The following is a 17,725-nucleotide window of genomic DNA, read 5'->3' on the forward strand; positions in this document are numbered from 1 at the left end:
GGCCGGTCGCGGGTCAGGGCGCGGCGCAGCCGGTCGTCGGCGCGGGCGCCGCGGCCGGCGCGCCGATCGTGGGCAGCCCGAGCAGCACCCCCGGCGTACGCGGAGCGCGCCCCGCCTCGGCCGCGTCGCCGGCCCGGGTGCGCCGGTGCGACAGCGGCTCGCCGTCGGCGTTGAGGTGGTGCGGTGCGGCGTAGGTGATGGTGGTGTGCACGACGTCGCCGGGCCGGATCCGCCCGGCGTACGAGCCCGCGTCGAAGTGGACCAGGCGGCCGTCGCGGGCGCGGCCGGACATCCGACCCGTGCGCTCGTCCTTGCGCCCCTCGCCGACGGCGACCAGCACCTCGACGGTCTCCCCCACCAGCTTCTTGTTCTCCGCCCAGGTGATCTCCTCCACGCAGGCGATCAGCCGCTCGTAGCGCTCCTGCACGACCTGCTTGGGCAGCTGACCGTCCATGGTGGCGGCCGGCGTGCCAGGGCGCTTGGAGTACTGGAAGGTGAACGCCGAGGAGAACCGGGCCTCGCGCACCACGTCGAGGGTGCGCTCGAAGTCGGCGTCGGTCTCGCCGGGGAACCCGACGATGATGTCGGTGGTGATCGCCGCGTCCGGCATCGCCGCCCGGACCTTCTCGATGATGCCCAGGTAGCGGTCGGCCCGGTAGGAGCGGCGCATCGCGCGCAACACGTCGTCGGAGCCGGACTGGAGCGGCATGTGCAGCGAGTGGCAGACGTTGGGCGTCTCGGCCATCGCGGCGATCACGTCGTCGGTGAAGTCCTTCGGGTGCGGGCTGGTGAACCGCACCCGCTCCAGCCCCTCGATGTCGCCGCAGGCGCGCAGCAGCTTGCCGAAGGCCAGCCGGTCGCCGAACTCCACGCCGTAGGAGTTGACGTTCTGCCCGAGCAGGGTCACCTCCAGCACGCCCTCGTCGACCAGGGCGCGGACCTCGGAGAGGATGTCGCCGGGGCGGCGGTCCTTCTCCTTGCCCCGCAGAGAGGGCACGATGCAGAACGTGCAGGTGTTGTTGCAGCCGACGGAGATCGACACCCAGCCCGCGTACGTGGACTCGCGCCGGGTGGGCAGCGTCGAGGGAAAGACGTCGAGGGACTCGAGGATCTCCACCTCGGCCGCCGTGTTGTGCCGGGCCCGCTCCAGCAGCACCGGCAGCGACCCGATGTTGTGCGTGCCGAACACCACGTCGACCCAGGGCGCCTTGCGGACGATCTCGCCCCGGTCCTTCTGGGCCAGGCAGCCACCCACGGCGATCTGCATCCCCGGGTGCCTGGCCTTGACGGGGCGCAGGTGACCGAGGTTGCCGTAGAGCCGGTTGTCGGCGTTCTCCCGGACGGCGCAGGTGTTGAACACCACCACGTCCGGGTCGTCGTCGGCTTCGGCGGCACGCACGTAGCCCGCCTGCTCCAGCAGGCCGGAGATGCGCTCGGAGTCGTGCACGTTCATCTGGCAGCCGTAGGTGCGCACCTGATAGGTGCGCGGGCTGCTCGCCGCTGCGGTAGTCATGACCCGGACAGCGTATCCGGGCCCACCGACCGGAATTAACGAGGAGGAGCCGTGTGCCGGAGCATCAAGACCCTTCGTGAGCCGTACGTCGCCGAGGTGACCCCGGGCGACGTCGACGCGGCGGCGTTGCAGTACGTCCGAAAGATCTCGGGTTTCCGCAAACCCGCCGCCCACAACGCCGCGGCCTTCGACGCGGCGGTCGCCGCCGTCGCCGCGGCCACCGCGACCCTGCTCGCCGAGCTGGAGGTACGCGGCGGCCGCTCCACCAGCCCGGCGAGCTGATCCCGCCGCCGGGCCGGGACGGGGGCCTCACCCCCGCCGGCCCGGCTCCCGGGCTGCTTCCGCCGGCCGGCTTCCGAGCTCCTGCCACCGGCCGGCTTCCGGGCTGCCTCCGCCGTGCCGGCACGGGGGCCGGCAGCGGGTGCGCCGGGTCAGGCGGCGGCGAGCGCCGGGAGCACCGAGTCCGGCGCCCAGCGCGAGCGGTGGCACTGCGACCAGCCGCGACAGCGGGGGTCGGCGTCGGTGCACAGCCGCTGGTCGGCGAGCACCTCGCCGTCGTCGGTCTCCCGGACGTCGAAGTGCACCGGCCGGATCGTGCCGTCGGGCGCGACGAGCAGGTGCCGCCCGGCGTCCAGCGTGTCGTCGCGCAGCAGGCAGTTGCGGTCCAGCAGCCGCGCCAGCGTGGCGATGCTGCCGTGCTCGGAGAGCCCTTCGGGCACCCCGTAGCAGTCCACGATCGTGGCGAACTCCCCCGGCGCCTGCCAGACGTCGCAGATCACCGCGTACGTCGGCAGGCGGGCGGGGTCCGCCGCCGCCAGGGGCATCACCACCCGGCCGAGCGCCTCGGCCAGTGCCGGGTAGACCTCCACCGGCCGCACCTGCTCGATTCTCCAGTTCCACAGCTCGGTCATGCCGCCTCCTCGCTGTGCTCGTCCCACCGGCCTCCGGATCGGGCCTTACTGACGATGGTGGGGTGCATATGACCTCAGCCGGGGGCAAGTTACCGGTCTGTGACCATTCCGGGCAAAATTTCCCGAGCGCCGTTGCTCCGAGTAGCGGAAAGATGACAGTTTATCGGGTACGGTGGCCCGATCCGGACGCCACACGCCGGGCGGCCCGGCCGCCGCGTCGGCGGCCAGCGACTCCGCCCTCAGCGCACGACCACGCGGTGCTCCCCCGGTGGCAGCAGCTCGCCGATCACGGTGGCGCCCGGCAGTTCGCCGGCGACCAGCAGCCCGCCCGAGGTCTGCGCGTCGGCCAGCAGCAGCCGCTCCTCCTCGCTGACACCGCCGAAGTCGGTCCACGGGGTGACCCACTCCAGGTTGCGCCGGCTGCCGCCGCTGACGTGCCCGTCGCGTGCCGCCTCGCGGGCGCCGGCCAGGTAGGGCACCCGGGATGCGTCGATCGCCACCGTCAGGCGGCTCGCCCGGGCCAGCTTGGACGCGTGCCCGAGCAGACCGAAGCCGGTCACGTCGGTGCCGCAGCGGACGCCGGCCGCCACCGCGGCCCGCGCCGCGTCGCGGTTGAGGGTGGTCATCGCGGCGACCGCCTCGGGGAAGCTCTCGCCGGTGGCCTTGTGCCGGGTGTTGAGCACCCCGACGCCGAGCGGCTTGGTCAGCGACAGCGGCAGCCCCGCCCGTCCGGCGTCCAGGGTGATCAGCTCCTCCGGCCGGACCACGCCGGTGACGGCCAGCCCGTACTTGGGGCCCTCGTCGTCGACGCTGTGCCCGCCGGCGAGGTGGCAGCCGGCGTCGCGGGCCACGTCCTGCCCGCCGCGCAGCACCTCCCGGGCCAGCTCCAGCGGCAGCACGTCGCGCGGCCAGCAGAGCAGGTTGAGCGCGACGAGGGGGGTGCCGCCCATGGCGTACACGTCGGAGAGGGCGTTCGTCGCGGCGATGCGCCCCCAGTCGTACGCGTCGTCGACGACCGGGGTGAAGAAGTCGGCAGTGGTGACCAGGCCGGTGCGCTCGTCGAGCCGGACCACCGCGGCGTCGTCGCCGTGATCGAGCCCGACGAGCAGCTCGGCGGTGCCGGTGGCCGGGCCGAGCCCGGCGACCATGGTCTCCAGCTCCCCCGGGGGGATCTTGCACGCGCAGCCGCCGCCCCGGGCGTACCGGGTGAGCCGTACCGGTTCGGTCATCCCCAGATGATCGCCGAACAGCTCCATCCGATGGCAACCGGCGGGCCCCGATCGCGGTCAAAGTCGGACTCTTGACCCCGTTCTGAACTGGTGTTATCGCTCCGTGACCAACTGAGTTGCGTCCCGCCACATCCCCCCGCCTACAGTTGCCCAACCGGGGGTCACCCGACCCCGCGCGACGACAGGGACGGTGAACGACGTGACGACGGGCGAACCGCTCATCGTGCTGGACTCGGTCAACAAGTGGTTCGGGCCGCTGCACGTGCTGGACGACGTCTCGCTGTCGGTCGGGCGCGGCGAGGTGGTCGTGGTGATCGGCCCGTCGGGCTCCGGCAAGTCGACGCTGTGCCGCACCATCAACCGCCTCGAACCGATCAACTCCGGCACGATCACCTTCGACGGACAGCCGCTGCCGGCCGAGGGCAAGGCGCTGGCGAAGCTGCGCAGCGAGGTCGGCATGGTGTTCCAGTCGTTCAACCTCTTCGCGCACAAGACGATCCTCGAGAACGTCACCCTCGGGCCGGTCAAGGTCCGCAAGGAGAAGCCGGCGGCGGCGCGCGAGCGCGGCCTGGCCCTGCTGGACCGGGTGGGCATCGCCAACCAGGCCGACAAGTTCCCGGCCCAGCTCTCCGGCGGCCAGCAGCAGCGGGTGGCGATCGCCCGGGCGCTGGCCATGCAGCCCAAGGCGATGCTCTTCGACGAGCCGACCAGCGCGCTGGACCCGGAGATGGTCGGCGAGGTGCTGGACGTGATGACGTCGCTGGCCAGCGAGGGCATGACCATGGTCGTGGTGACCCACGAGATGGGCTTCGCCCGGCACGCGGCGAACCGCGTCATCTTCATGGCCGACGGCCAGCTGGTCGAGGACGCGCCGCCGGCCGAGTTCTTCGCCAACCCGCGCAGCGAGCGCGCCAAGGACTTCCTGTCCAAGATCCTCACGCACTAGGCGTCCGTACCTGGAGCGCGCCGTCCCCCGGCGGGTTCCGTCGAAGAAGGAGAAGTGTATGCGTATCACGCGCGTAGCGGCGCTCGCGGCGGCCGCCACCCTGGCGCTCGGTATGACCGCCTGCGGTGGCGACGACGCCGACGAGGGCACCGGCGCCGGCAGCAAGTCCTTCGCCGCCGGCAGCACGATGGAGCGCCTCAACAAGGCCCAGGCCATCAAGATCGGCACGAAGTTCGACCAGCCCGGCTTCGGCCAGAAGGGCCTGTCCGGCAAGCCGGAGGGCTTCGACGTCGAGGTCGCGAAGATCATCGTCAAGGAGCTGGGCATCCCCGAGGACAAGATCGAGTGGGTCGAGGCCCCCTCGAAGGTCCGCGAGGACGTGATCGTGAACGGCACGGTCGACCTGGTCGCCGCCACCTACACGATCAACGACAAGCGCAAGGAGCGCATCGCGTTCGCCGGGCCGTACTACGAGGCCGGCCAGAACATCATGGTGAAGAAGGACGAGGCCGCCATCACCGGGCCGGACTCGTTCAAGGACGGCACCAAGAAGGTCTGCTCGGTCACCGGCTCCACGCCGGCCGAGGAGATCAAGAAGCACGTCAAGGACGTCGCCACCCAGCTGGTGCTCTTCGACACCTACGACAAGTGCCGCGACGCCCTCAAGGGCGGCCAGGTCGACGCCGTCACCACGGACAACGTGATCCTGCTCGGCTACATCGCCAAGGACGAGGCGTCGTTCAAGCTGGCCGGCGAGAACTTCACCAAGGAGCCGTACGGCCTCGGGGTGAAGAAGGAGGACACCGACTTCCGCAACTTCGTCAACGACACGCTGGAGAAGGCGTTCGCCGACGGCAGCTGGAAGAAGGCCTGGGACGACACCGCCGGCAAGTTCGGCGCCGAGCTCGGCAGCGCGCCGACCGTCAACCGCTACTGAGCTGATCCGTTGATCTGGAGGGTGGGGAGGAAGACCGGCCCGTGAGTGTGCTCATCGACAAGTTCGACGTCTTCGCGGGTGGTTTCTGGCTCACCCTCCAGATCTGCGTACTCGCCGCGATCGGCGCCCTGATCCTGGGCGCCGTCCTGGCGGTGCTGCGGATCTCCCCGGTGCCGCCGCTGCGGGCGGTCGGCACCGGCTACGTGAACGTGTTCCGCAACATGCCGCTGACCGTGGTGATGTTCTTCGCCGCGTTCGGCCTGCCGGCGCTCGGCTCCAACGCCGACTTCCTGCGCATCCCCGGCCTGGAAGCGGTGTTCAGCCGCCTCGACACCGATCTGCCGTACTTCCGCTTCGCGCTGATCGCCCTGGTGCTCTACACCGCGGCGTTCGTCTGCGAGGCGCTGCGCTCCGGCGTGAACGCCGTACCCGCCGGCCAGGCGGAGGCCGCCCGGTCGCTGGGCCTGACCTTCGGCCAGAACCTGCGGTACGTGGTGCTGCCGCAGTCCTGGAAGGCCTCGGTGGTGCCGCTCGGGTCGGTGATCATCGCGATGATCAAGAACTCGGCGCTCGTCGGCTTCTTCGGCGTGGTCGGCGACCTCTCGCAGACCGCCGACCAGCTCACCTCGGCCGAGGGCTACGCCTTCGTCCCCGTCGCCATCGGCATCTCGATCGGATATCTGATCATGACCGTCCCCCTCGGCGCGCTCCTCGACCGGATCGAGAAGCGGCAGGCGGTGGCCCGATGAGCCAGCAGAGCGTCCTCTACGACGTCCCCGGCCCCCGGCAGCGCCGGCTCACGCTGATCGGCAGCGTGGTGGCGACGGTGCTGCTGCTCGCCGCCGCGTACCTCCTGGTCTACCGTCCGCTGGACGACAAGGGCCAGTTCTCGATGGAGCTCTGGGGGCCGCTGATCGACCCCTCCAACGAGAACTTCTCGCTGGTGTGGGACCGGATCGGCCTCGGCTTCAAGAACACGCTGACCGCCGCCGCCCTCGCGATCGTCTCCTCGCTTGTGGTCGGCACCCTGCTCGCGGTGCTGCGGATCCAGCTCAAGAGCCTGACCCAGCGCCGCTTCACCGGGCTCGCGACGCCGCTGGCGTACCTGCTGCGTGGGCTGAGCACGATGCTGTCGGCGGTCACCCGCGTCTGCGTCGAGGTGTTCCGGGGCCTGCCCGTGGTCATCACGATCTTTTTCGTGGCCCGCGGCTTCCCCGAGTTCGGCGTCTCGTTCGACACGCTGTGGTACCTGGTCATCGGCCTGACCATCTACAACTCGGTGGTGATCGCCGAGATCCTCCGCTCCGGCATGGAGGGCCTGCCCGGCGGGCAGGCCGAGGCGGCTGCCGCGATCGGGCTCTCCCCGGCGCAGACCACCCGGATGATCCTGCTGCCGCAGGCGTTCCGGATCATGCTGCCGGCGCTGATCAGCCAGCTCGTCGTCGTGCTCAAGGACACCTCGCTGGGCTTCATCATCAGCTACGAGGAGACCCTGAACATCGGCAAGCAGATCATCGGCGTGCTGGACAACCCGATCCAGGTCTACGTCGTGATCGCGGTCATGTTCATCGTGGTGAACTACGCGCTGTCGAAGCTGGCCCAGTACGTCCAGCACCGGCTCTCCCGGGGCCGCAAGACCGCCGGCACCCCGGCCCAGAAGCCGCCCCCGGCCGCGCTCACCGCGCAGGCGGAGGGCACCGGCGGCGCCTGACCGCGACGCACGACGAGGGGCCGGCCCGATGATCGGGCCGGCCCTTCGTGTTGACGCCGTCAGCGGGCGATCTCGGTGACCCGGGACTCGCGGACCACGGTGACCCGGATCTGACCGGGGTAGGTCAGCTCCTCCTCGATCTGCTTGGCCACGTCCCGGGCCAGCACGGCGGCGCCGATGTCGTCGACGTCGTCCGGCTTGACCATCACCCGGATCTCCCGGCCGGCCTGCATGGCGAAGACCTTCTCCACGCCGAGCTTGCCGGCCGCGATCTCCTCGATCCGCTCCAGCCGCTTGACGTACGCCTCGAGGCTCTCCCGCCGGGCCCCCGGCCGGCCGCCCGAGCAGGCGTCGGACGCCTGGGTGAGGACGGCCTCGATGGTCTGCGGCGGCACCTCGTTGTGGTGCGCCTCGATGGCGTGCACGACGTCCTCGTTCTCGCCGTACTTGCGGGCGAGGTCGGCGCCGATGATGGCGTGGCTGCCCTCCACCTCGTGCGTGAGCGCCTTGCCGATGTCGTGCAGGAACGCCGAGCGCTTGATGATCGGCACGTCCAGCCGCAACTCGGCGGCCATGATGCCGGCGATGTGCGCGGTCTCCACCAGGTGCTTGAGCACGTTCTGCCCGTACGACGTCCGGTAGCGCAGCCGGCCGAGCAGGGTGACCAGCTCCGGGTGGATCTCGGTGATGCCGACCTCGACCAGGGCGTCCTCGGCGGCCCGCTGGCAGAGCTCCTCCACCTCGTGCCGGGCGAGGTCGTAGACCTCCTCGATGCGGTGCGGGTGGATCCGCCCGTCCAGGACCAGCTTCTCCAGGGTCAGTCGCCCGACCTCCCGGCGCACCGGGTCGAAGCAGGAGAGCAGCACCGCCTCGGGGGTGTCGTCGATGATCAGGTTCACGCCGGTGACCGACTCGAAGGCGCGGATGTTGCGGCCCTCCCGGCCGATGATCCGCCCCTTCATCTCGTCGCCGGGCAGGTGCAGGACGCTGACCACGCTCTCCGCGGTCTGCTCGCTGGCGACCCGCTGGATGGCGTCGACGACGATGTGCCGGGCGCGCTGCTCGGCGGTGCCGCGGGCGTCGGACTCGATGTCGCGGACCAGCAGCGCGGCCTCCCGCTTGGCCTGGACCTCGATCGCCTCGATCAGCTCCGCCCGGGCCGCGTCGGCGGTGAGGCCGGCGACCCGCTCCAGCTCGCGGCGCCGCTGCTCCTCCGCCTCGGCCAGCTCGGCCTCGCGCTGGACGAGGGCGGCCTCGCGGGCCGACAGGGCCGCGCTGGCGGCGGTGAGCTGCCGTTCCCGCTCGGCGAGGCGCTCCACCTCCTCGGTGTGCAGCCGCTCGCGCTCGTCCATCCGGGCCGCCCGCCGGTCCACCTCGGCGGCCTGCTCCCGGGTGGTGGCGGCGAGCACCGCGACCTCCCGCTCGCCGCTGCGCCGGGCGGTGGCCCGCAACTGCTCCGCGTCGGCCTCGGCCTGCTTGTGGGCCCGCTCCAGGACGGTGTCGGCCTCCGCCCGGGCGTCGTCGAGCACCCGGCGGGCCTCCGCCCGGGCCGCCTTCGCCTCGGCCTTCGCGGCGGCGGCCTCGGTGCGGGCCGCCGCGGCGGCGGACTTCGCCACGTCGATCGTGCTGTTGGCCTCGTCGGCGGCGGTACGCAGGGCCGCGAGGGACTGCTCCTGCCGGTCCTTCTCGGCGATGAAGGCGGGGTCCTCTGGCGCCGGTGCCGCACCGAACCGGCGCAGCGCCCGTACGCCGAGCAGCACCGCCCCGAGCACGACGACGGTCAGGACCAGCACCACGGCGAGGATCACGATGTCGAACCCGCTCATGCCGGCGCCCCGCTCCGCCCGATGGCCACAGGGCCCGGCCCGACCGGCCCGCTCATGTCGGGACCCCGGTGGAACTGCGCCGCCTCGCCATGGCCGCCTCCCCTGAACGTCGGGACCGCAGCGACCGTGCCGATGGGCACGCACCCTGCGGCTGTGGACGCCCGACCGGAGCGACTGGCCGTGGGGTAGCTTCCGTCGGCGGTGCCCACGCGGGAGCATCGCCGACGGCCGGGTGCAGTTGTCGCGCCAGCGTCGGACCGGCCAGTCCGAAGCTGCCGCCAATGGCCGATCGGATCGGCCAAAGTGATGCTGTTCCGTTACGCGATCTATGTTGTGCGCTTAGCCTGCGCTTGGTCGGGCAATGTGAGCCTGTATGGCGAGGCTAGGTCTCCCGGGGGGCTCCGGTCAAGAACTCATGATCAAACCCCCCGAACGGAGAGAAGTTGCCGCGTCACGCAACGCTGATGCACGCCCGGACACCGGCGGACAAAACGGCTGCGGACCGGGTCGCGCGGCGCGTCGGCCCTGCTCAGCAGGGCGGCCCGTACGCGCCCGCCGACGCGCCACCCGGCGGCCGTACGCGTACCCGCCGGGGCACGGCCGACCGGCTGTGACGCAGCCCTCCACGCCGCGACGCTCGCCGGAGCCCACGAGGGCACCACTCCCCCGGTCGGGTGGGTCAGCGGGCGCCCGCCGCCAGTGCCGCCGCCACGAGTGCGGCGTTGTCGGGCGCGGGCGAGCCGTCGGGCAGCGACAGCGTGTCCTCCAGCCCGACGCGGCTGTGCAGGCCCCGGCGCACCGCCTCGGCCAGCACCGGCCAGGTCGCCGGCCCCTCGGCATGCAGCAGGACCGGCGGTCTCCCGGCCGCAGGGGAGGGCAGCGCGGCCAGCATCGCGTCGGCGTCCGCGAGCGCCACCGCCCGGTCCTCGGCCATGCACTCGATCAGGATCCGCCCGGCCGGCACCCGCCACCGCGCGTACGCCCCGACCGCGTCGACCGTCCAGAGCCCCGCCTCGACCATGACGCCGCGCTCGTGCAGCGCCGTCGCCACCGCCTCCGCGCCCGGCTCGTGAGCGTTGACCGAGGCGAAGTCGGGCAGCACGGTCCAGGCCCGGACCGCGGCCACCCGGGCGGCCGGCTGCGCCTCGATCCAGGCCCCGGTGCTCACCCCCACCGGCAGCCCCGGTCGGGCGGCCCGGATCGCGTCCAGCGCGGCGGCGACCACCAGTGGGTGCAGGGACTCGCGGCCGGCGGCGTCCCGGGGATGTACGTGCACCGCCCCTGCGCCGAGCCCCGCGCAGCGGGCCGCGTCGGCCGCCAACTCGGCCGGGGTGACCGGCACCGCCGGATGCTCGGCACGCCCTCGGGCCCCGTTGAGGCACGCCTTCAACACGAAGTCTCCCCCCGCCCACCGCCGGGCCCGCGGCCCTGCCGACACACGCCTCCGACACGGGCCCCACCGCCGGGCTCAGCGCTCCGTCGCGACGCGCCCCCTGCACGGGGTCCCACCGCCGGGCCTGCGGCCCTGCCGCCACGCCTCCGACACGGGCCCCACCGCCGGGCTCAGCGGCCCGTCGCGACGCGCCTTCAGCAGCGGCCTTTCCGGCCCGGTGCTCCACTCACCCGGGGGAGCGGTTGTCCCGCTCCAGCTCGCCCTCGGCGTCGGCGAGCGCGTCGGCGTCGATCTGCTCGGCGAACTCGGCCGCCTCGGCGCTCTGCGCGGCGAGGGCGTCCTTCACCGCCCGGATCGCCACGCCCGGCGGGTAGCCCTTGCGGGCCAGCATGGCCACCAGCCGCCGGAAGACCGCGTCCGGCTCGCCCCGGGCGGTGCGCAGCTTCCGCTCGACCAGGGCGCGGGCGGTCTCGGCCTCGGTCTCCTCGTCCAGCTCCCCGAGGGCCTCGCTCGCGACCTCGCCGTCCACCCCGCGCTGGCGCAGCTCGTTGGCGAGTGCCCGGCGGGCCAGGCCCCGGCCGGAGTGCCGGCTGGCCACCCAGGCCCGGGCGAACGCGGCGTCGTCGATGATGCCGACCTCGTCGTAGCGGTCGAGCACCTCCGCCGAGACCTCGTCGGAGACGCCCCGCTTCGCCAGCGCCCCGGCCAGCTCGGCCCGGGTGCGGGGCCGGACGGACAGCTGGCGCAGGCAGATCTCCCGCGCCAGCTCGGCCTCGTCGCGCGGCGGGGCCGGGGGCGCCTCGGGGTCGGTGTCGTCGGTACGGCCGCGCCAGGCCCGACGGGGCCGGCGCGCGCTGTCGTCACCCGCGCGGGCGGGGCTGGCATCCCAGCCCCGCCCGGTGCGGGCGCGTCGTCCTGCCACTGGTCAGGGACCGGTCAGAAGTCGACCGGCGGCAGCTCCGGGCCACCGGCGGCGTCACCCGCGCCGACCCCGACGCCGAGCTTCTCCAGGATCTTCTTCTCGATCTCGGCGGCGACGTCCGGGTTCTCCCGGAGGAACTCGCGGGCCTTCTCCTTGCCCTGGCCCAGCTGGTCGCCGTCGTAGGTGTACCAGGCGCCGGACTTGCGGATGATCGCCTGCTCCACGCCGACGTCGATCAGCGAGCCCTCGCGGGAGATGCCCTTGCCGTACATGATGTCGAACTCGGCCTGCTTGAACGGCGCGGCGACCTTGTTCTTCACGACCTTGACCCGGGTGCGGTTGCCGACCACGTCGGTGCCGTCCTTGAGGCTCTCGATGCGGCGCACGTCGAGCCGGACAGAGGCGTAGAACTTCAGCGCCCGACCACCCGTGGTGGTCTCGGGGCTGCCGAACATCACGCCGATCTTCTCGCGGAGCTGGTTGATGAAGATCGCCGTGGTGCCGGTGTTGTTGAGCACACCGGTGATCTTCCGCAGCGCCTGGCTCATCAGCCGGGCCTGCAGACCCACGTGGCTGTCGCCCATCTCGCCCTCGATCTCGGCGCGCGGCACCAGCGCGGCCACCGAGTCGATGACGATGATGTCGATCGCGCCGGAGCGGACCAGCATGTCCGTGATCTCCAGCGCCTGCTCGCCGGTGTCCGGCTGGGAGACCAGCAGGGCGTCGGTGTCGACGCCGAGGGCCTTGGCGTATTCCGGGTCGAGCGCGTGCTCGGCGTCGACGAAGGCGGCGATGCCGCCGGCCCGCTGGGCGTTGGCCACCGCGTGCAGGGCCACCGTGGTCTTACCGCTGGACTCCGGACCGTAGATCTCGACGACCCGGCCCCGGGGCAGACCGCCCACGCCGAGCGCCACGTCGAGCGCGATCGAACCCGTCGGAATCACCGACGTCTGGACGACCGGCCGCTCTCCCAGCCGCATCACCGAACCCTTGCCGAACTGCTTGTCGATCTGAGCGAGAGCAAGGTCGAGTGCCTTCTCCCGGTCGGGCCCTGCGGCCATGTTTGCCACCCCTGCCTTCGCCGGCGTCTTTCCTGAGCTTCGCGTCACGCGGACACGCTAGGCGCTGGGTCCGACAGAAAACCAGCCGACCGGCCGTGAGCTGTGGACAAGCACCCCGCTGTGGACAATAGCCGAACAGGTGTACGAGGCGACAAGCGACACGCGGAAGCCACGAAACGGCTGCTCAGCGTAGCCGCGCGGGCACCCGGTCGGGATAGGCGGCGCAGACCGCCCGCCACACCACGTGGGTCTGCTCACCCGACGCCAGGGCCTGCTCGATGGTCCGCCCACCGAGCTGCGAGAGCACCTGGTCGCGGGCGATGCTGCCCGCGTAGCCGGGCCCGAAGGCCTCCTCCAGCCGGGACCAGAAGTCGGTCAGCCGCACGTGATCAGTCCTCCTCGTCCGGTGCCCCCACCGGCACCGGCCGCAACGCTAGCGTCACCAGGGGCACCACCGCGACCGCCGCGAGCCCGGTGAGCACCGGGTAACCGGCCGCCTCCACGACAAACCCGCTGACCGCCCCGGCACCGGCGCCAGCCAGGCCCATGGTCAGGTCGGAGAGCCCCTGCACGCTCGGCCGGATCCCCACCGGCACGGACTCCGACAGCAGCGTCGAGCCCGCGACCATGGTCCCCGACCAGCCCAGGCCGAGCAGGAACAACCCGACCGAGAGCCAGGCCGTGTGGTGCCCGGCCGTGCCGGCGACCGCGCACGCCGTGAGCAGCAACCCGACGCCGCCGAGGATCACCGCCCGGCGACCGACCCGGTCGGTGAGCCAGCCCGCAACCGGGGCGAGCGCGTACATGCCGGCGATGTGCAGGCTCAGCACGAGACCGACCACCCGCAGCACGTCGGCGTCGTCGTGCCACTCGTGCAGGCGCACCGGGGTCATCACCATCACCGCGACCATGACCAGGTGGCCGACCGCCACCGCGACGATGCCGAGCCGGGCGGCCGGCCGCGCGCGTACCACCGCCCAGGCGGCCCGCATGCCCGCACCGCGCCGGGCGGTCGGCGCCGGCGCGACGACGGGGGTCGCCGGGGTGCCGGCCGCCGCCAGCCGGCGCGCCGTGAGCAGCGGGTCCGGCCGCAGCAGCGCCAGGATCGCCCCGGCGGCCAGCACGAGCGCGACGGCGCTGAACGCGAACGGACCGGCCAGCGTCGGCAGCCCCCAGCCGCTGGTGGTGCGGTCGGCGAGAGAGGCGAAGTTCGGCGCGGCGACCGCGCCGATGGTGGTGGCCCAGACGATCAGCGAGAGCTGGCGGCCCCGGCGCGCCGGCTCGGCCAGGTCCACCGCCGTGTAGCGGGCCTGGAGGTTGGCCGCGCTGCCGCCGCCGAACAGGAGCATGCCGAGGAAGAGCAGCGGGACCCAGCGGGTCACCGCGGCGAGGACCACCAGGGCGCCGCCGGCCGCGCCGGTGAGGTACGCGACGACCAGGCCGGGCCGCCGGCCACGCACGGTCATGATCCGGGTGACCGGCACGGCGAGCAACGCCCCGCCCACCACGGCGGAACTGCTGACCAGGCCCGCGACGGCGGTGCCGGCGATGTCGGAGGCGAGCAGCGCCCCGACGGCGACGCCGATGGTCACCCCGATCCCGCCGACGATCTGGGTGACGAAGAGCAGCCGCAGGGTACGCCGCTGGATGGGCGCGACGTCGGCGGCGACGAGCGGCGCGGCGAGGTCGGTGGCCATGGCGGCTCCTTCGAGGTAAGGGGCGAGGTGCCATCTCATCCTTGCGCACCCGCCCCGCCACCTGGCAACCCGTTGACGCTACAACCCGAGGCCCCGGCCGATGATCTCCTTCATGATCTCGGTGGTGCCGCCGTAGATCGTCTGCACCCGCCCGTCCAGCCACGCCTTCGCCACCGGGTACTCCAGCATGTAGCCGTAGCCGCCGTGCAGCTGCACGCAGCGGTCGGCGACCTTGTTCTGCAGCTCGGTGGTCCACCACTTCGCCTTGGCCGCGTCGGTGACCGAGAGCCGGCCGGCGCCGTACTCCGCGACGCAGTGGTTGACGAAGGTACGGGCGATGGTGACCTCGGTGTCCAGCTCGGCCAGCAGGAAGCGGTTGTGCTGGAACGCGCCGATCGGCCGGCCGAACGCCTGCCGGGAGCGGGCGTAGTCGAGGGTGACGGCGAGCAGTCGCTCGGCGGCGGCCACCGCGACGACCGCGATGCTGAGCCGCTCCCGGGGCAGGTTGGCCATCAGGTGGTAGAAGCCGTGGTTCTCGGTGCCGATCAGGTTCTCCGCCGGCACCCGGCAGTCGTCGAAGAACAGCTCGGCGGTGTCGTTGGCCTTGAGCCCGACCTTGGCCAGCCGCCGGCCCCGGGAGAAGCCGGGGGTGCCGCTCTCCACCGCGATCAGGCTCACCCCGTGCGCGCCCTGCTCCGGCGCGGTACGCACGACCACGACCACCAGGTCGGCCATCTCCCCGTTGGTGATGAAGGTCTTCTGGCCGTTGAGCACCCAGCCGTCGCCGTCGCGGACCGCGCTCGTGCGGATCCCGGCCAGGTCGGAGCCGGCGCCGGGCTCGCTCATCGCGATCGCGGTGACCAGGTCGCCGGAGCAGAACCCGGGCAGCCAGCGCTTGCGCTGCTCGTCGGTGGTCAGCTCGGTCAGGTACGGCGCCACCACGTCGTTGTGCAGGCCGAAGCCGAGCCCCGTGCAGCCGCTGGCGACGATCTCCTCGTCCAGTACGGCGTTGAACCGGAAGTCCCGCTGCCCGCCGCCGCCGTACTCCGCGTCGACGTCCATGCCCAGCAGGCCGGCCGCCCCGGCCCGGCGCCACACCTCGCGGTCGACGATGCCGTCGGCCTCCCAGCGCTCGTGGTGGGGCACCGCCTCGCGGGTCAGGAACTCGCGGCACAGCTCGCGGAACTCCTCGTGGTCACGCTCGTAGAGATGCTGCTCCATGGCGGCAAGTGTGGCACCGCCCACCCGTCCGCCGGTCGGTGCCACAGGCGAATCTTGGACAGTTGCCGTTCGCGGCGAACGGCAACTGTCCAAGATCGACGTGATTCTCTTGGGCGGCGGACCGCCGGCCGGCGGGCCCCGGCCGGTCAGCTCGACAGGGCGCGGGCGGCCACGGTGAGGTCGGCGACCAGCCCCTCGTACGCCTTGTCCTGGTCGTCGGCGCGCAGCACGGCGGACGGGTGGATGGTGGCCAGCAGCCGGGCCGGCGGGGCGTCCGCGACGCCGCCCGCGGAGTCCACCGGCACCCGCCGGAAGTCCTCCGGGTGCTGGGCCGACTCCGGCCAGGGCAGCAGCTCGCCGCGCTGGCGGGTGACCCGGAACGTCGGGCCGAGCAGGGCCTTTGCGGCGGTGGCGCCGAGCACCACCACGATCTCGGGGCGGAGCTGGGCGAACTCGGCCACCAGCCAGGGTCGGCAGGCGGTGACGTGCACCCGGTCCGGGGTCTGGTGGATGCGTCGCCTGCCGCGCAGCTCGAAGCGGAAGTGCTTCACCGCGTTGGTGAGGTAGATGTGGCCGGGGTCGAGCCGGGCGTCGTCGACCGCCCTGCGCAGCAGCCGGCCGGCGGGGCCGACGAACGGCAGGCCCTTCTGGTCCTCCAGGTCGCCGGGCTGCTCGCCGACGAAGACCACCCGGGCACTGGCGTCGCCGCGACCGAAGACCGTCTGCGACGCGTCCCGGTGGAGCTCGCAGCCCCGGCAACCGGCGGCGGCGGCGCGCAGGTCGTCGAGGGTGTCGGCGCGCGGCGGGATGAACTTCTGCGCGCCCGGCGCGGTCTCGGTCTGCTCGGCCATGGCGACTGTTCTACCCGGTGCGGGAGGGAACACGCGCGGGGACCCGCCGGGCGGGACACGCCGGTGTGCACAAAGTGGACGGTGTGGGCGGAGTGCCGACGCGGCGTCGCCCACCCCGGGCCGTCCGGGGTCACGGCAGGCTCCCCGCTCACGCCGTGAAGCCGGGGGTGGGGGTGGGCCGGACGGCCCGGGCCACGGCCTCGGCCAGCTCCGGGATCTCCGCCTCGTCCAGCGAGCTGACGGTGATCCGCAGCGCCGGCGGGCCGGCGATGCGGTGCAGCGCGCCGGGCGCGACCGCCCAGCCGGCGTCGCGCAGCGCGGTCAGCACGCTGGTCTCGTCGTCGACCGGCAGCCAGACGTTGATGCCGCTGCGGCCGTGGGCGACCAGGCCGTGGCCGGCGAGCGCGTCGATCAGCCCCGTGCGCCGCCGCTCGTAGCTGCCGGCGGCCCGGTCCACCAGCCCGGCCACGGCGGGGTCCCGCCAGAGCGCCAGGACGAGCCGTTGCAGCACGGTGGAGACCCAGCCGGCGCCGACCCGGGCCCGGCCGGCCACCCGGGCCACCGTGGTCTCGTCGCCGACCAGCACGGCCAGCCGCAGGTCGGGCCCGAACGGCTTGCTCACCGAGCGGACGAAGGCCCACGCCGGGGTCGCCCCGGCGAGTGGGTGCAGCGGTACGCGGGCCAGCTCGGCGGCGTGGTCGTCCTCGATCAGCAGCAGGTCGGACCGGCCGGCGAGCAGGGCGCGCAGCTCCCCGGCCCGCTCGGCGGAGACCGCCGCGCCGGTGGGGTTCTGGGCCCGGCTCGTCACGATCAGCGCCCGCGCGCCGGCGGCGAGCGCGGCGCCGACCCCGGCGACCAGCGGACCGTCGTCGTCGACCGGCACGCCGATCGGCCGCAGCCCGAGCGCGGCGACCAGGTCGAGCAGGTTGGCCCAGCCCGGGTCCTCGACCGCGACCGCGTCGCCGGGGCGCAGGTGCGCGCCGAGCAGCCGCTCGATGCCGTCCAGCGCGCCGCCGGTGACGGTCAGCTCCGTCGCCGGTACGCCGTCGGCGGCCAGCCGTTCGCGGGCCGCCTCGGCCAGTTCGGGCAGCACCCCGGCCGCGGGGTAGCCGACCGGTTCGCCCGCGGCGGCGGCGAGGCCGGCGAGGTGCGCCCCGAGGGGCGGCAGCAGCCGCACGTCCGGCTCGCCCCGGGAGAGGTCGCGCAGGCCGGGGGCGGTCGGCGGGCGCAGCGCGGAGCGGCGGGACGCCACCGGCGGCCGGGGCCGGACCCGGGTGCCGTGCCGGCCGGCGGTGACCACCAGGCCGCGCTGGCGCAGCTCCTGGTAGGCCCGGGCCGCCGTGGCCGGGCTCACCGCGAGCCGGGCGGCGAGCTCCCGCACCGGGGGCAGGACGTCGCCCGGGGCGAGGGCGGCGGAGCGGATGCCCGATTCGATGCTGGCCGAAATCTCGGCGGCTGTCGTACCGGCGACCTGATAGCGTGCTGACACAAATCAAGGATTGTACTA

General features: G+C 73.2%; 17 protein-coding genes. 5 read left to right on the forward strand and 12 right to left on the reverse strand.

Annotation, left to right across the window (positions count from 1 at the left end; all coding sequences use genetic code 11):
• Positions 1 to 13: 13 nt before the first annotated feature.
• Entirely contained in the window at positions 14 to 1,513 is a 1,500-nt protein-coding gene (gene miaB / locus AB0B83_RS06770; protein WP_357577339.1) for a tRNA (N6-isopentenyl adenosine(37)-C2)-methylthiotransferase MiaB, read from the reverse strand.
• Positions 1,514 to 1,564: 51 nt separating this feature from the next.
• On the opposite strand from miaB, the gene AB0B83_RS06775 reads away from it, so the two are divergent.
• Entirely contained in the window at positions 1,565 to 1,795 is a 231-nt protein-coding gene (locus tag AB0B83_RS06775) for a DUF2277 family protein (RefSeq protein WP_151453952.1), read from the forward strand.
• Positions 1,796 to 1,944: 149 nt separating this feature from the next.
• On the opposite strand, the gene AB0B83_RS06780 is transcribed toward AB0B83_RS06775, so the two are convergent.
• Both AB0B83_RS06780 and selD read right to left on the reverse strand, forming a co-directional pair.
• A complete protein-coding gene (locus AB0B83_RS06780; protein WP_132232940.1) occupies positions 1,945 to 2,424 on the reverse strand; it encodes a hypothetical protein in 480 nt (159 codons plus the stop codon).
• Positions 2,425 to 2,663: 239 nt separating this feature from the next.
• Positions 2,664 to 3,653: a selenide, water dikinase SelD gene (gene selD / locus AB0B83_RS06785; protein WP_357577340.1), complete on the reverse strand. Its 990-nt coding sequence runs from the start codon at positions 3,651 to 3,653 to the stop codon at positions 2,664 to 2,666.
• A 190-nt stretch (positions 3,654 to 3,843) separates the two neighbouring features.
• Here selD and AB0B83_RS06790 point away from each other — a divergent pair, with 190 nt between their 5' ends.
• Genes AB0B83_RS06790 through AB0B83_RS06805 form a run of 4 tightly spaced genes read left to right on the forward strand, consistent with a single transcriptional unit; the run spans position 3,844 to position 7,247 of the window.
• On the forward strand, positions 3,844 to 4,599 hold the full coding sequence (locus AB0B83_RS06790) for an amino acid ABC transporter ATP-binding protein (protein WP_089001428.1): 756 nt from the start codon (positions 3,844 to 3,846) through the stop codon (positions 4,597 to 4,599).
• A 58-nt stretch (positions 4,600 to 4,657) separates the two neighbouring features.
• Positions 4,658 to 5,536 (forward strand): glutamate ABC transporter substrate-binding protein, encoded by an 879-nt coding sequence (locus tag AB0B83_RS06795; protein WP_357577341.1) that lies wholly within the window; start codon positions 4,658 to 4,660, stop codon positions 5,534 to 5,536.
• Between the two features lie 41 nt (positions 5,537 to 5,577).
• Complete coding sequence (locus tag AB0B83_RS06800) at positions 5,578 to 6,285, forward strand: amino acid ABC transporter permease (protein WP_357577342.1); 708 nt, start codon at positions 5,578 to 5,580, stop codon at positions 6,283 to 6,285.
• A complete protein-coding gene (locus AB0B83_RS06805; protein WP_357577343.1) occupies positions 6,282 to 7,247 on the forward strand; it encodes an amino acid ABC transporter permease in 966 nt (321 codons plus the stop codon). Before AB0B83_RS06800 ends, AB0B83_RS06805 begins: the two co-directional genes overlap by 4 nt.
• A gap of 59 nt (positions 7,248 to 7,306) precedes the next feature.
• Here the strand turns inward: AB0B83_RS06805 and rny are convergent, their stop codons facing one another.
• The 9 genes from rny to AB0B83_RS06850 form a co-directional block, all read right to left on the reverse strand.
• Positions 7,307 to 9,073 (reverse strand): ribonuclease Y, encoded by a 1,767-nt coding sequence (gene rny / locus AB0B83_RS06810; protein ID WP_357577344.1) that lies wholly within the window; start codon positions 9,071 to 9,073, stop codon positions 7,307 to 7,309.
• A gap of 679 nt (positions 9,074 to 9,752) precedes the next feature.
• Positions 9,753 to 10,511, reverse strand: coding sequence for a 3-keto-5-aminohexanoate cleavage protein (locus tag AB0B83_RS06815; RefSeq protein ID WP_357577345.1), 759 nt, complete (start codon positions 10,509 to 10,511; stop codon positions 9,753 to 9,755).
• A gap of 181 nt (positions 10,512 to 10,692) precedes the next feature.
• The gene (locus AB0B83_RS06820) at positions 10,693 to 11,388 is read right to left on the reverse strand and encodes a regulatory protein RecX (protein ID WP_357577346.1); all 696 of its coding nucleotides are present in this window, start codon (positions 11,386 to 11,388) and stop codon (positions 10,693 to 10,695) included.
• 14 nt (positions 11,389 to 11,402) lie between these two features.
• A complete protein-coding gene (gene recA / locus AB0B83_RS06825) occupies positions 11,403 to 12,449 on the reverse strand; it encodes a recombinase RecA (RefSeq protein WP_089001435.1) in 1,047 nt (348 codons plus the stop codon).
• A gap of 184 nt (positions 12,450 to 12,633) precedes the next feature.
• The gene (locus AB0B83_RS06830; RefSeq protein WP_121395993.1) at positions 12,634 to 12,834 is read right to left on the reverse strand and encodes a DUF3046 domain-containing protein; all 201 of its coding nucleotides are present in this window, start codon (positions 12,832 to 12,834) and stop codon (positions 12,634 to 12,636) included.
• Positions 12,835 to 12,838: 4 nt separating this feature from the next.
• Positions 12,839 to 14,146 (reverse strand): MFS transporter, encoded by a 1,308-nt coding sequence (locus tag AB0B83_RS06835; RefSeq protein ID WP_357577347.1) that lies wholly within the window; start codon positions 14,144 to 14,146, stop codon positions 12,839 to 12,841.
• Between the two features lie 78 nt (positions 14,147 to 14,224).
• On the reverse strand, positions 14,225 to 15,367 hold the full coding sequence (locus AB0B83_RS06840; protein WP_357577348.1) for an acyl-CoA dehydrogenase family protein: 1,143 nt from the start codon (positions 15,365 to 15,367) through the stop codon (positions 14,225 to 14,227).
• A gap of 146 nt (positions 15,368 to 15,513) precedes the next feature.
• On the reverse strand, positions 15,514 to 16,218 hold the full coding sequence (locus AB0B83_RS06845) for a UdgX family uracil-DNA binding protein (protein ID WP_357577349.1): 705 nt from the start codon (positions 16,216 to 16,218) through the stop codon (positions 15,514 to 15,516).
• Between the two features lie 148 nt (positions 16,219 to 16,366).
• Positions 16,367 to 17,707 (reverse strand): aminotransferase class I/II-fold pyridoxal phosphate-dependent enzyme, encoded by a 1,341-nt coding sequence (locus AB0B83_RS06850; protein WP_357577350.1) that lies wholly within the window; start codon positions 17,705 to 17,707, stop codon positions 16,367 to 16,369.
• Between the last annotated feature and the right edge of the window lie 18 nt (positions 17,708 to 17,725).

It is taken from the genome of Micromonospora sp. NPDC049060, assembly GCF_040649055.1.
GTDB classification, from domain to species: domain Bacteria; phylum Actinomycetota; class Actinomycetes; order Mycobacteriales; family Micromonosporaceae; genus Micromonospora; species Micromonospora reichwaldensis.